This window comes from Nostoc piscinale CENA21 (assembly GCF_001298445.1).
Classification (GTDB): domain Bacteria; phylum Cyanobacteriota; class Cyanobacteriia; order Cyanobacteriales; family Nostocaceae; genus Nostoc_B; species Nostoc_B piscinale_A.
In genome coordinates this window covers 4,031,989-4,045,283 of sequence record NZ_CP012036.1, presented here as the reverse complement: position 1 = coordinate 4,045,283, position 13,295 = coordinate 4,031,989, and the positions used below count along the sequence as shown (strand labels likewise).

Annotated in this window: 13 protein-coding genes and 1 pseudogene; 4 read left to right on the top strand and 10 right to left on the bottom strand. The window is 42.1% G+C overall.

The genetic code is table 11. The annotated features are described in order from the left end of the window. Positions 1-10: 10 nt before the first annotated feature. The 6 genes and pseudogenes from purB to psbQ form a co-directional block, all read right to left on the bottom strand. Complete coding sequence (gene purB / locus ACX27_RS17580; protein ID WP_062294745.1) at positions 11-1,306, bottom strand: adenylosuccinate lyase; 1,296 nt, start codon at positions 1,304-1,306, stop codon at positions 11-13. A 157-nt stretch (positions 1,307-1,463) separates the two neighbouring features. Next, positions 1,464-1,946, bottom strand: a complete 483-nt coding sequence (locus tag ACX27_RS17575; protein WP_062294744.1) for a hypothetical protein — start codon at positions 1,944-1,946, stop codon at positions 1,464-1,466. A 71-nt stretch (positions 1,947-2,017) separates the two neighbouring features. Further along, positions 2,018-2,602, bottom strand: a complete 585-nt coding sequence (gene hemJ, locus ACX27_RS17570; RefSeq protein WP_062294743.1) for a protoporphyrinogen oxidase HemJ — start codon at positions 2,600-2,602, stop codon at positions 2,018-2,020. Positions 2,603-2,875: 273 nt separating this feature from the next. Further along, positions 2,876-3,725 (bottom strand): annotated as a pseudogene (locus tag ACX27_RS17565) (alpha/beta fold hydrolase). Between the two features lie 81 nt (positions 3,726-3,806). Further along, positions 3,807-4,871 carry an NAD(P)/FAD-dependent oxidoreductase gene (locus ACX27_RS17560; RefSeq protein WP_062294742.1) on the bottom strand — a complete coding sequence of 355 codons (1,065 nt, stop codon included), beginning with the start codon at positions 4,869-4,871 and terminating at the stop codon, positions 3,807-3,809. Positions 4,872-4,995: 124 nt separating this feature from the next. Next, on the bottom strand, positions 4,996-5,460 hold the full coding sequence (gene psbQ, locus ACX27_RS17555) for a photosystem II protein PsbQ (protein WP_062294741.1): 465 nt from the start codon (positions 5,458-5,460) through the stop codon (positions 4,996-4,998). Between the two features lie 343 nt (positions 5,461-5,803). Between psbQ and ACX27_RS17550 the strand changes: the two genes are divergently transcribed. Next, positions 5,804-6,235: a hypothetical protein gene (locus tag ACX27_RS17550; RefSeq protein WP_062294740.1), complete on the top strand. Its 432-nt coding sequence runs from the start codon at positions 5,804-5,806 to the stop codon at positions 6,233-6,235. Between the two features lie 174 nt (positions 6,236-6,409). Here the strand turns inward: ACX27_RS17550 and ACX27_RS17545 are convergent, their stop codons facing one another. Then, positions 6,410-7,162: a Uma2 family endonuclease gene (locus tag ACX27_RS17545; RefSeq protein ID WP_062294739.1), complete on the bottom strand. Its 753-nt coding sequence runs from the start codon at positions 7,160-7,162 to the stop codon at positions 6,410-6,412. 40 nt (positions 7,163-7,202) lie between these two features. Next, complete coding sequence (locus ACX27_RS17540) at positions 7,203-7,616, bottom strand: thiol-disulfide oxidoreductase DCC family protein (RefSeq protein ID WP_062294738.1); 414 nt, start codon at positions 7,614-7,616, stop codon at positions 7,203-7,205. Positions 7,617-7,687: 71 nt separating this feature from the next. Between ACX27_RS17540 and ACX27_RS17535 the strand changes: the two genes are divergently transcribed. Then, a complete protein-coding gene (locus ACX27_RS17535) occupies positions 7,688-8,602 on the top strand; it encodes an AraC family transcriptional regulator (RefSeq protein ID WP_418006154.1) in 915 nt (304 codons plus the stop codon). Between the two features lie 266 nt (positions 8,603-8,868). Here the strand turns inward: ACX27_RS17535 and pgeF are convergent, their stop codons facing one another. Next, positions 8,869-9,660, bottom strand: coding sequence for a peptidoglycan editing factor PgeF (gene pgeF, locus ACX27_RS17530; RefSeq protein ID WP_062294736.1), 792 nt, complete (start codon positions 9,658-9,660; stop codon positions 8,869-8,871). A gap of 152 nt (positions 9,661-9,812) precedes the next feature. On the opposite strand from pgeF, the gene ACX27_RS17525 reads away from it, so the two are divergent. Together ACX27_RS17525 and ACX27_RS17520 are read left to right on the top strand one after the other, a co-directional pair. Continuing rightward, entirely contained in the window at positions 9,813-10,637 is an 825-nt protein-coding gene (locus ACX27_RS17525; RefSeq protein ID WP_062294735.1) for a biotin--[acetyl-CoA-carboxylase] ligase, read from the top strand. Positions 10,638-10,720: 83 nt separating this feature from the next. After that, positions 10,721-12,331, top strand: coding sequence for a M23 family metallopeptidase (locus tag ACX27_RS17520; RefSeq protein WP_062294734.1), 1,611 nt, complete (start codon positions 10,721-10,723; stop codon positions 12,329-12,331). 62 nt (positions 12,332-12,393) lie between these two features. On the opposite strand, the gene ACX27_RS17515 is transcribed toward ACX27_RS17520, so the two are convergent. Continuing rightward, complete coding sequence (locus ACX27_RS17515; RefSeq protein ID WP_062294733.1) at positions 12,394-13,074, bottom strand: riboflavin synthase; 681 nt, start codon at positions 13,072-13,074, stop codon at positions 12,394-12,396. Between the last annotated feature and the right edge of the window lie 221 nt (positions 13,075-13,295).

Below are 13,295 nucleotides of genomic sequence, written 5' to 3'. Positions count from 1 at the left end.
TTGAACTAAACTAAATATCCAAACGCTGGTAAATTTCTTCCAAATGCTGGAGATGGTGCTGAGGATCAAAACACTTTTCTATTTCTGCGGGGGAGAGTTTAGCGGTGACTCGCGAATCTTGGCTAATCAAATCGTGAAAATTACCGTCTGGCTTATTCCAAGCAGTGTGGGCGCTTTGCTGCACGATCGCATAAGCTTCTTCACGGCTTAAACCTTTGTCTACTAAGGTGAGTAGTACTCTTTGGCTGAAGACTACACCGCCATAGCAATTAAGATTTCGCGCCATGTTTTCTGGATAAACCAGCAGATTTTTCACTAAGTCAGTGATTTCTATGAGCATAAAGTGCGTTAAAATACACGCGTCTGGTAACACTACCCGTTCTACAGAACTGTGGGAAATATCCCTTTCATGCCACAAAGCGACGTTTTCTAAAGTTGCACCCGCATGACTTCTGACTAAACGCGCCATCCCGGTTAATCGTTCGGAACGGATGGGGTTGCGTTTATGCGGCATAGCACTAGAACCTTTCTGTCCTTTGGCGAAAAATTCTTCGACTTCCAAAACGTCTGTTTTTTGCAGGTTGCGAATTTCGACGGCAAAACGTTCAATGGATGCAGCGAGTAATGCTAATTGTTGGACATAATCGGCGTGGCGATCGCGGGAGATTACTTGAGTGGAAGCTGTATCGGGTTTGAGTCCCAGTTTTTCACAGGCGATCGCTTCTACACGGGGTTCAATGTTGGCGTAAGTTCCTACTGCACCGGAAATCTTACCCACAGCAATGGTTTCCCGCAGAATTTTGAGGCGTTCTTGGTGGCGCAATACTTCTGCTAACCAGCCAGCTAACTTAAAACCAAAGGTAATTGGTTCGGCGTGGATACCATGCGATCGGCCAATCATCACGGTATTTTTGTGTTCCCTTGCCTTTTGGCGAATTACCTCAATCAAATCTGCCAGTCTTTGGGATATTACATCCAAGCTAGCGACTAATTGCAATGCTAAAGCTGTATCTAGTACATCAGAACTAGTCAGACCTAAGTGAATATAACGTCCAGCTTCACCAACATATTCGTTGACATTTGTCAAGAAAGCGATGACATCATGACGGACTTCTGCTTCAATTTCTAGAATCCGTTTCGGCTCAAAATTAGCCTTGGCTTTGATTTCCTCAACTGCACCAGAGGGAATATAACCTAATTCAGCTTGGGCTTCGCAAGCTGCAATCTCTACCTGAAGCCAGGTTTTGAACTTATAAAATTCAGTCCACAGGTTGCCCATTTCGGGCAAGGTATAACGCTCAATCAACGTTCGCGGCAGAATACAACTGTCATATTTTACATGCTAATCAGCATCGATAGACAATAAAAAGGTGAGAGGTGACAGGTTTTGACACTCCCCCGACTCCCGACTCCCTATTCCCTGATCACACAAGTAAATTCGGAAATCAAACCAGATTCCTACATTAAGCGTTAGCAGAAAGGAAAGGAATATTTTCAGCAAGATAATCTGGAACAGTCAAACCTTGTTGGTTTGCCCAAAATTGGCTTAAAAAATGGATTTGTCGTAAACCAACAATTAAATTTAATCCAGGGATAAATAACCACCAAACTACTAAGGGTTCTTTTAAACCTGCTTGGCGGTACATTTCATTCACAGTTTTATATAACTTAAACTGCACAATATAAATCCACACAATACCCAGCAGCGAAAACCAACCGAACCACCCAGGTACATCAGGATCAAAGATTCGTAAAGCTTGGGGAATTGCGACTCCGAAAACAAAGGGTGCTAAACTCAGGGTTCCTGACCAACCGAACCCGTTATAACGCCGTAGTTCTTCTTGAATAATCCATTTGTACCAGCCGTAATACAGCATCCCGGTAATCACAGACAAGAAAATTACTCGCCACAACGGACGGGGTTTACCTAAATATTTTGCTGACATTGATTTACGCCTGAGATATCAAATACATTTTTTAACATTTCTTAATGTAAGATATATCAGGCGTTTTTTGTCTAACTTTGTTCTTGAGGAACTTGGTTGATTTGCGCCATTAATTGTTCTTTATCACGCTTGCGTTTTTTGGCGTATAGCTGAATAGTCACCGCCATGAAAATAATCAAACCAAAAATTCCCCAAGCAGTGATATCTGTGGGTAGATTGTCTTTAAACACAGCTAATAGTACAATCACCACCAACATAACTGTAGGCGCTTCGTTTAAAGCACGTAACTGTTGACCAGTCCAACGACATTCATCATTAGCTAACTTCTTCATCAAGCGACCGCAGTAATGATGATAAGCCAATAAAATTGCGACAAATAGTAATTTGAAGTGTAGCCAACCCTGTTTTAAAACTTCTGGTTCGGTACTCACTAAACCTATCGCCATCGCTACTGTGACTAACATTCCCGGAGTAGTGATGATGCGATAAAGACGTAATTCCATAATTTGATACTGCTTTTTCAGTATCGTGCGTGCTGGTTCTGGTTCTTGTTCGGCTTCGACGTGGTAAATAAACAGACGCACCAGATAAAATAGTCCAGCAAACCAAACTACAATGCCAATAATATGAAATGCTTTAAACCAAGAATAAGCCATGAATTCTCATCTCCATTAAGGTGGCTTTAATGAGATCGTAAGTTATGAAGTAGAAGGCAGGAGTAACAGCCTTTGATATAAGCAAATTTTTTTGATTTGCATTTTACCTTTAATTCTGTCTACTTACTTAAATAACTTCTACATTTGCTTACGATAACATTAGAAATTGTCTGAATCATCTAATGAGCTATTTATTAAACACAGATAAATTATCTGTGTTTATCTATGATTTCACTTTTTTATAATATCGATTTTGACAAAATTTATTTCTGCCTAATTATCTACACGCCTGACGAAGGGCAATAAATCTTCTAAAATTGTTTGGTGATAATGTTCTTGGGCGTAATGACCAACGTTATTAAGTTTTATTAATTCTGCATTGGGTACAGAATCACTAAATTTTTGTGCTATGTCTACAGATAACCAAGGGTCAATCATTCCCCATTGAATTAAAATGGGCTGTTCCCATTTTTGAAAGCCAGATGCAATTTCCGCCGTTGCTTGAGGAAGTTGTAAATTGCGAATTGTTGATAATAATCCTCTACCAGACGCAGATGTTTTCAAAAAAAGGTCGGCGATACACATCTAAGTCTTGATCTTCGATGCGATAACGGCTACCACCTTCTAGAGTACGATCAACTAATAAAGGGTCTTGAGTCATTATTTCACCTGCTAATGGAAAACCCATTTGTTTAATTTTCCAAGGTAATTTAGCATCGGTAGAAATGGGTGCATTTAAAATAGCAATGTTGGCAATTTGTTCAGGATGGCGTAAGGCGTATTGTAAGCCAACGGAGCCTAAAAAGCCTTGGACAACTAGAGAAAATTTTTCGATTTTGATGGTTTGAATAAATTTTTCTAAAGCTGTAATGAATGCGTCAGGAGTGTAGGCAAAATCGCGTTTTTCTGGCATGGAAGAAAAGCCATAACCAATCCAATCTGGTGCGATCGCTCTTGTGCCTTGACTAGCTAAAGCAGGTAGAATATTACGCCAACTGTAACTTTGCGAGACTATTCCATGCAGCAAGATTACAGGTAATAAATCACTTTGTCCAATCGGTTCAGCTTCCCGATAAAACCACTCTAAAGAATCAATTTTGACTTTATTTTCTGTTACAGCCACGCTACTTTCCTAATAAAAACTGAGAATTTAGAATACAGAAGGAATATTAATTCTGATTTCTGACTCCTGACTTCTAAATTCTCAACTAATCATCTCACGAATCGCATAAGCTGTTGCAGGGGCTAGTAACACACCGTTACGATAATGTCCGGTGGCGAGGAGGATATTGTTAAATCCTGGTAGTTTTTCAATAATGGGTGCGGGGCGACCTTCCGGGCGGGGGCGTAACCCTGACCAGGTGCGGGTGATAGTCGCTGCGGCGAGTTCTGGACAAAAGGCGATCGCTTGTTGTTTAACGTCCTCTAATAGTTCATGATTAGGCGGGATTTCATCGCCATTGCTGGGAAACTCTACCGTTGCGCCTATCCAATAATCGCCACCGCCCACAGGGACAATATGCACATCATTACAGGTAATCATCGGCTGAAACTCAGGATTACCGATGGGATTTGCTAAATGTACTTGTAATGCTTGTCCGAGAACCGGGCGAATATCAACTTTTTGGTTTAGTTGGGACGTTAAGAGTGTAGAACCAAGTCCAGCCGCTACCACCACCCAATCAGCATCGATTTTTCCGGCTGTCGTCTCGACTGATGTTGGTGAAATATTGACAACATTTACACCAAATTGGCAGGTTACGCCTTTTTGTTGGGCGGCTTCTACTAAGGCTAAGGTTAAAGCTGTGGGGTCGAGTTGACGGTCTTGAGGCGAATAAACTGCGCCAGTAATCCTGTCATTATTGACTTGGGGACACATACTCTTGAGTTTCGCCCTGTCCCAAATTTCTAGATTCCAACCTTGGGAGGCGCGAATTTCTACTAGTTTTTCCCAATTCTCAAAATTTTCTTCTTCCCAAGACAAATGGAGAATACCTTGACGGTTGAAGGAGATTTTACGCCCGGTTAATGCTTCCAGTTCGGGAATTAAGGTTTCGTAGCGTTCAATGCTGGTTTGTCTTAGCCACCAAGCTTTACCCTTGATTTTTTGACTGATAGCGCCCATCAAAACCCCAAGGGCTGCACCTGTAGAAGCTTGTGCGGGTTGGTTTTGGTCAATAATGGTAATTTGCAACCCTATTACTTGACTCAGTTCATAGGCGATCGCGGCTCCAATGACACCACAACCGATAATAATTACATGACTCATTGCTGGGATATTGAGGAGTTATGAGTTAGAACTGCCGTGAAGTCAAAAGTCAAAAGGTTTTTTCATTTCATACTTCAGACTTCAGCCTTTTTCTTCTAACTCATAACTTATCATTCAAGAATGACTAAGAGTCTGCTTGCTTGTCACCTTCAGGTAACAGTTGCAGGAATTTGTCAACATCTGTAAAAGCAGCTTTGTAGTTACTCAAAGCAACTAAACTATTGCCATTACTAGCAGCTTGATCAACTTTAACCAAGTGGTTCAGTAAATCTTTGGTGATTTGACGGGCTGCGGTTTGGTCTTTAGGTAAAAGATGGGGAGTGATATAAGTCATGGTCAGCCTAGCTTCTGCCATTGGGCCATGAATAAAGTTACCCACCTTAATCCACTCATTTTTTTCAATGAGGTTTTTGAGTTCGTCTGCGCGATCGCGCACAGTCTGAACTTCAGGCACATATTCCTGAATTTGGGCAATTTGATCTGCTGTATAAGTTGGAGGTGCAACTGCGACTCCAGGGCCACCACAACTTATCAGGAATGTAGCCAATAATACCAGAATAATTGAGAAAATCGAGCGTTGACGCGCCATAAACTGAACTTAACTTTTTTTTTACGTTTGCCAGCTAACAGTGTAATTTTAGATCGCCAAGGTAATTTCTCGTTCTAGCAAGTAGAGGATTTTGCGGAAAATTTTCAGATTTTTTTTCAGACTTATCTAACGTCAGACACTTTCCTAATTTATTTAAGTATAATTGCTTATATAGCAAAAATTTCATACTTCACCCTAAATCAATTGTTAAGAAAAGGCAATTTTATAGTTGCGAAATTTAAAACGTCTTGATAAGCTGAAACACAAACAAGATAAGCCTTCTGGCGGTTTTCTGTCGTCGCATTCCCCTTAGCTGACTCAACTATTTAGGAGTGTTTTTTTCGTGAACGCAGCTGAACAGGCAACTAACCTTGAACTCGCCAGCAAGATTGCTACGGTAGTGAATTTATTCAAACTCCAGTTTCCCGATGCGAAATCGGATTTGAAACCTTGGCAGAATGACCCAGAAACCAGAGAATTAGTTGATCCAGATTCTATAGACATTGGCTTTCATTTTCCTGGAATCAGCAAATCCTGGCGGAGTCGGAGTGTTTTGATTCAAATTCGCTTTCATCAAGATCCGATAACAAACTTACGTCGGGCAATTGGCATAGAAGTAGCTGGATTTGATCATCGCGGCGAGGCGTGGCGACTTTCGACAGTGGAAAACTGGAATTTCGTGGGTGAGTCTCTCCCTTCTGCACAAATTGGCGAACAACTAAAACAATTTTGTCGGCAGATTTTAGAACTGTTTAATGAGAAGTCTGAAGTGTGAAGTAAGTAAAGTGACATAAATAATTGTAATTAGCACAAGGCAGGAGGCAGAAGGCAGGAGGTTTTTAGTATTTTGCCTAAGACTTGTCTATTTAATTTTATTTGTGTCTTTCTAGTTATAAAGTCTGAAATTTCAGTATTTCGGCTTCATACCTTTAACCCCACACACTCATAATTAAATATCAGGGTCTTCGCCTAATTCTCTTAGACGAGCAGCTAAACGTTCAGCCCGTGTTTGTGCAGCTTCGGCTTGAGCTTGTGCAGCTTCTTCTGGTAAAGGCACAAGATTACCCTCGGAATCGTAAAAACGTAGCCAAATTGCTGTTTCTCGGTCTACTGTGCCTTCCCAAGTTCCTAACCAAAAACCTAAACGCTGACACCACAGCCAACCACGCTCATTTGGAGTCAAAGGCTGGTAAGTCTGATTTGCATCTAAATGCCAACCTTGCAAAGAATTTGGCTCAAACGGGTCATAGACAAAATAATCTGGGGTGCGGAAGGTTTGTTGATAAATCTCTTTTTTTGTCACTTTATCAACCCGCGCCGTAGATGGTGACATTAATTCGACAATGACATCTGGGTAGCGGCCGTTTTCTTCCCAAACGACCCAACCTTGTCTGGGGATAGTACCATCAACATTGAGTACAGCAAAAAAATCCGGGCCGCGAAAATCATTGTTACGTGCTTGGGTACTGCTGTAGTAGATGAACATATTGCCCCCTGTGTAAAAGTCGTTTCGATCAGCCCAAGCTTGCTGCAATGACCGAATTAAGACATTCATGGCAATACGGTGGCGATTTGACTCCAAAGGTTCTCCATCATCAAATATTAAATCTGTGGGTGGTATGGGGGGTTGCCAGTCCACAACATCATCTACAATATCAGTCGTTTGGGATGTGATTTCTAAATCTGGCTTACTTACTGTCATACCAACCCCCTAAAGTAGACTGTCAAAACTTGTGCATACACTAATCATTACCAATTTTGCAGCCACCATCCACGCAGTATGCTGATTGATAGGTAGTAGCACGTTTGCCGAACAAAGTATAACGATTGTCGCGGATTTGTTCGTAAAAGCGATCGCCTGCCCATTTCATCCCCGGTATAGTGCGGTAAGCATCCACAAATAAACTGCCCATCGGTAATAACTTGCCAATTTCTTCGGCTGCATCACTACCTTGCCAACGCCGTTCCGGGGCATTAGCATCAATCAATATCATTCCTTGTTGACAATCTTGGGATGTGATTCCCCATTGTGTAAGTGTTTGTTCATCTTGCATCGCAGCATAAAGAAATAGCTTACCTTGGTCTAAAGTTTCTAAAAATTGCACTAAGGTAACGCAGAGATTGCAATTTCCGTCATATATTACGTAATAATTCATTTAAATATGACTTTTTCGGATTACTGTTTAAGTATAGCGTTACACATAAATTTGTTATCTCTGCGGTGAGGATGATGCTGGAAGAGACAATCTTAAAAGTTGATTTTACTCAAGAAGATGCTTGTGCAGAAATTTTGCCGCGATCGCACATTAGTTCTAGTTACAATGCTAAATGGGATGGTATTCGTCTAGACATTCATCACCAGCCTGCCCATGAAACCCCTGAACATTCACCACAACAACATATTATCTCAATTAACTTAGACTATCATCTCCTCCAAGCAGAACGAGTTTTAGACGGACGCTTTCAGCAAGAAAATATTTTTCATGGTGATGTCGCCATTATTCCCGCCAATACCCCTCATGTTTGCCGTTGGACATCGGAAACTGATTTTTTACTTCTCAGTTTAGACCCTGCGTTTTTCAATCAGATGATCTTAGAGTCAGTTGATTTACAAGGTGTGGAGTTAACACCATACTTTGCTGCACCGGAACCGTTAATTCAGCAAATAGCTTTAGCACTGAAGTCAGAATTAGAGTCAGGTGGTGTCGGTAGCCGACTTTATATTGAGTCTCTCAAAACTACACTCTGCGTTCACCTGCTAAAACACCACTCAGTCACCAGTAATAAAGTCCCGCAGTTGGTAAATCACAAAGGTCTTTCGCCAAGAAAGTTACGCCAAGCAGTGTCATACATCCATGACAACCTCGAACGAGATTTGACATTAACAGAAATTGCTGCGGTTGTGGGGATGAGTATGTATCATTTTTCTCGCTTATTTAAACAATCTACAGGTCTGGCACCGCATCAGTATGTGATTAATTGCCGAATTACTAAGGCGAAAAAACTCTTAACTGGAACTGAAAAAACTATTGAACAAATTTCAGAACAAGTTGGTTTTCAAAGTCAAAGTCATTTTACTAATGTCTTTCGCAAATTTATGGGGATAACACCGAAAGCATACAGAGAGCATGTAAAAATTTGATTATTTAATCAACAGAATACGGAAGGGCTGAGTGCTGAGTGCTGCGGTATGAGTAAAAAGTAAAATGAATTGCACGTCAGCCCATAGAGTCTAAAGTCAACCCAGTTTACTCAAGTTGGGAAACATACGCTAGTCATGAGGTTGCACTCAGCACTCCTAAAAGTTATGGCAATAGTCAGATATGTTAAGACAATTTGAAAGCTGGAATGCTAGGAATAGTAAGACTTTTACTCCTGCCTTCTGCCTCCTGCCTCCTGCTTTCTGCTTTATGTTTTCCCACTCACAATTCCTGACCACTGCACTTTTTTCTGTTGTTCACGACGGTAGGAAAAGAAATGTTCAGGAGTTTGGTATGTACAATAAGGGGCGATCGCAATTTGTTCGCCACTAATTCCTAAATTTTCTAACTGCAAAGTATTTACCCGCCGCACATCAACTCTCACTTTACCGGGTTCTGGGTCGGCTAATAAAGGAGAATTGGGTAATTCATGTAACACCTGAACAATTTTTTGGGTGTCATTATGTGATATAATACTGGCTCCAATTTCCGCAGCTACCTCTACCGAGACTTGATAAACTTCACCAGCGATCGCCGGGCCGAGGGCAACTCTTAAGTCTGCTAATTTGCTGCCTTGGGCTTGTAATCGAGCGATCGCTTGGGGGACAATCTTCGCCGCCGTCCCTCGCCAACCCGCGTGTAATGCAGCTACCTGTCCAGTCCGCACATCCCCAATTAATACAGGTGTACAGTCTGCACTGGCTACCCAAATTGCTTGTAAAGGTTGTTCGGTAATTAAACCATCAGCTAAGGCAAAAGCAGATTCCTCATCGCCTGTAATTTCCCTGACTTGAGAATCAACTTCTTGGGGCGTAAGAACTGTATTACCATGTACCTGTTTTAAACGATACACTGATGCTTCTGAGTGCAGTACGGGAGTTAAATCTTGGGGCGATCGCGGCCAGAACTGGTGAGTAAAAAAGCCGTGTTGCCAATTTGCTAAAAGACTACAGGTAAGGTATGGCAGTCCTTCCCAATTGCGCCAGTGCCAAGTGTGCATCTTGAACCTAACCAAAAATAGAGGGTATTGAGTATGAGGTGTTGGTGATGCGGGATGAAAAAATTATTTTCTCGTCCTCACTGCCTAACCCCTATTCCCTTTTATCAAAATCAGCCAATTAATGTTAACTTGAACAACGGTATTTGCGGTTCATGTCTGTGGAATTTGATCGACAAAAGTTAGAATTAGCATTGCAGTCAGGAAGAAACGGGGAAAATTCATCATTTTCGCTACATATTTTTGATCATCTTGCTTCCACTAATCAAACCTTGTGGAATTTGTTAGCGCAGGGGGCAGAATCTTGGTCTGTGGTAATTGCCCAACAACAAACTGCGGGTAGAGGACAATGGGGACGACAATGGATTTCTCATCCTGGTGGGCTATACCTTTCAGTGGCGATCGCCCCTAAACTAGAAGCTAGTGCCAGTTATCAACTAACCTTAGCTAGTGCTTGGGGTATAGCTAACCAACTGCGCTGTTATGGCGTGGATGTGGGAATTAAATGGCCTAATGACCTAGTTTTAAATGGTCGTAAATTAGGCGGCATTTTAACAGAAACCAAAATCAATCATGGCTATATTCATCAAGCAGTAATTGGAGTTGGCATTAACTGGACAAACCCAGTACCCGAAACGGGAATTAACCTCGAAATGTGGCAAGCCTACTACGCTACCAAACCGATTTCTTGTCTGGAAACTCTCACTTCCGTCGTTCTACGGGGAATAGAGTCCGGTATGGAGTGCCTTGTTAAAGAAGGAATAAATATACTCTTGTCTCGCTATTTGGAATTACTCACCAATGTGGGTGACGAAGTATATATTAATGATTTGGCAGGCACTGTAGTCGGCGTTACTTCTCAGGGTGAATTACGTGTTTCTCTGGAAACTTATGATACAACAGACATAAAAACAACAGAACTTTATATTGAACCCGGTACAATCAGTCTGGGATACCGTAAATCTTCTGTCCCATTATAGGTTTGTTATGAATTTAGCTCTTTGGGCAAGACAAACCACTGGCATCATCTCTTGAGGCAAATTTAAAATAACTGAGAGAACCAATGACGCAGCGCAATACATCTGCCCATAATCCCTCCCAAGGCTCGAACCAGCAAGGTATGACTAAAAAACGTTTTATATCTACCCTGCCAGCCCAGAGTCTCTGTTTACTAAGTAGTGTTAGCCTGCTTAGTGGTGGCTTCGTTTTTGCCCAAACAGAAACATCCATCGATAATATTGTTCCTGTAGAAAATTCCCAGCCAACTGGTAAAACAAATTTCATCAAAAAAGATATTGTTATCCCAGCAGCCCCCAAAGCGCAATCGGAATATTCCCAAAGACGAGCTAACCTCAACCAAAGACTCCGCAAACCAGAGGTTGCACAATCCAAAGAGCCTGTTAGACAATCAAAACCGCAAGCTGAAGCAGCCGTTGAGCCAGTTTTTACAACTCGGCAGGAACGTACCCCAACACCAGCTGCACAGCCAAAACCCTCCAGCGTCCGCACCGCTAAACCCAAACTGGAAGTTACTCAACCAAGCGCCAGTGCTAGAGAAGAGGTAGTTAAACCAGTAGCGCCGCGCACTGTACCAGAAAAACTTCCCAAAGTTGCTCAACCGGTTCATAACTCTAACAGCACAGTTGAAGCTACAACTGAAAAAGTTAAAGATTCTAACAACGCCTATATTGACTCCAACAATTACGGCACTGAGGCAACCAATACTTATCAAGCACCAAATTCTGTAATCATTACAGAACGTTCTAGTGGTTGTCGCACAATTTTGCCATCAGGACAAGCTATATCCCTCGGTTTTTGTAACCAAGCTCAACCTGTTGGTAATCAGCGTGTCGCTTCTGAAAGCAAACCTGCCCCCACGTGGCTGAAAAAAAGCCAAAATGCTCAGTTAGCTACTGTTCCCTTAGCACGGCCTATCAATAGTACTGGCAACACCCCTACAAATCGCGTTGCTTATAGTGGTGAAGTCAAGACAGCCTTTAGTCCCAATCGCTTTATCCCCAATCCCAGCGATTTTGGTGCAACCAAAGTTAGCGCCACAGCCGTTGCACCCAGCGCAGGTGCTTTACCTCCACCAACAATTGAAGGTAATTTAGCACCCCGTGTCAGTACCGTGGCTTACGATATTCCTTTAGCCTCGGTTCTACCCCAAATTCCCTTTACAAATACTATTGCTTATCGTGGCAGTGTTACAGGCATTAGCTATCCCCTGTCTATTCCAGCCACAATTACATCGTTGTTTGGCTGGCGAATTCACCCAATTACGGGTAATCGTCGTTTCCATGCTGGTACAGATTTAGGTGCGCCGATGGGTACACCAATTTTGGCTGCGGCTAAAGGTCAGGTAGAAACAGCCGGTTGGGTTGGTGGTTATGGTTTAACTGTGATTTTGAATCATAATTCTACTCAACAAACCCTTTACGGTCACATGTCCGAAATCTTTGTCCAACCAGGCCAACAGGTAGAAGCAGGAATGGTGATTGGACGCGTAGGTAGTACAGGCAACTCCACAGGGCCGCACCTGCACTTTGAAGCGCGTCAATTGACCCAGGATGGGTGGGTGGCTGTTGACCCCAATGGAGAATTACAAGCAGGTTTAAGTCAGTTGTTAAACTCCATTCGTACAGCCCAAGTAGGTGGCGACTCAGGAAGTTAAAAAGGTAAAAGGTAAAAGGCAAAAGATTTTTCTTTTTACTTTTGCCTTTTTACTTTTACTTTTTACAAATATCCATGTTCTGCTAAAAATGTTGGGGTAATTTCATTCAATCCAGTCTCATCGGATGATGTTGACTGTTTTTTGCCAGGGTAAAGCAATTTTTCCACGTATTTGCCGAGAATATCCCCTTCTAAATTTACCCAACTGGCAGGGACAAGATAGCGGAGATTGGTGTCAGCGTAGGTGAGGGGAATCACAGCCACAGTAAATTGCGACAGTTCTGGTTCATAAGCGGCTACTGTGAGACTGATGCCATTGATTGCAATGCTACCTTTAGGGACAATATACCGCGCGATCGCTTCAGGTGCAGTAAATGTCATTTCCCAAGAAGTCGCCGTCTGTTGGGCTGTGAGTAATCGACCTACACCGTCTACATGACCCATAACAAAATGACCGCCGACTTTGCTACCCACGCGCAGCGAAGCTTCTAAATTCACATATCTTTGTTTAATTTCTTCTAGTCCTAATGTAGTGCGGCGCAGCGTTTCTGGGGAAGCGGTGGCAATAAACCCATCTTTTAAAATTTCTTCAACAGTCAAGCAAACCCCATCTACGGCAACGCTGTCACCGTAAGCTAAATCCTGCATAATGACATTAGATGACTGACTCACACAAGTAATTTGCCAAGAATCGCCCCCTAGGGGTTTGATTGTTCCTAAACTTTGGACTAATCCTGTAAACACGGCTGTTCTTTGAAACTAACTCTATTTATTGCCTAATTTTGCCGAAAATCAACTGGTATTTCTTACAAGAATGCAAGACATTTTAAGTATAATTTCTGACTGTTTTTATTATAAGGTTGATAACACATTTACCTCTTTCTCAAGGCATACTTGGTTAAGAAGGTTATTGTCTAGGTAGACTCCTTTAACTTACTCTGGTGTTCACACCAAGTTCGGAGTTT

Bases quoted from the DNA above. Each gene is read 5' to 3' on its own strand.
- psbQ (WP_062294741.1), bottom strand. From the start codon at position 5,460: ATGGCGCGTCAACGCTCGATTTTCTCAATTATTCTGGTATTATTGGCT.
- ACX27_RS17560 (WP_062294742.1), bottom strand. From the start codon at position 4,871: ATGAGTCATGTAATTATTATCGGTTGTGGTGTCATTGGAGCCGCGATC.
- ACX27_RS17575 (WP_062294744.1), bottom strand. From the start codon at position 1,946: ATGTCAGCAAAATATTTAGGTAAACCCCGTCCGTTGTGGCGAGTAATT.
- pgeF (WP_062294736.1), bottom strand. From the start codon at position 9,660: ATGCACACTTGGCACTGGCGCAATTGGGAAGGACTGCCATACCTTACC.
- ACX27_RS17545 (WP_062294739.1), bottom strand. From the start codon at position 7,162: ATGACAGTAAGTAAGCCAGATTTAGAAATCACATCCCAAACGACTGAT.
- ACX27_RS17520 (WP_062294734.1), top strand. From the start codon at position 10,721: ATGACGCAGCGCAATACATCTGCCCATAATCCCTCCCAAGGCTCGAAC.
- hemJ (WP_062294743.1), bottom strand. From the start codon at position 2,602: ATGGCTTATTCTTGGTTTAAAGCATTTCATATTATTGGCATTGTAGTT.
- ACX27_RS17525 (WP_062294735.1), top strand. From the start codon at position 9,813: ATGTCTGTGGAATTTGATCGACAAAAGTTAGAATTAGCATTGCAGTCA.
- ACX27_RS17540 (WP_062294738.1), bottom strand. From the start codon at position 7,616: ATGAATTATTACGTAATATATGACGGAAATTGCAATCTCTGCGTTACC.
- ACX27_RS17535 (WP_418006154.1), top strand. From the start codon at position 7,688: ATGATGCTGGAAGAGACAATCTTAAAAGTTGATTTTACTCAAGAAGAT.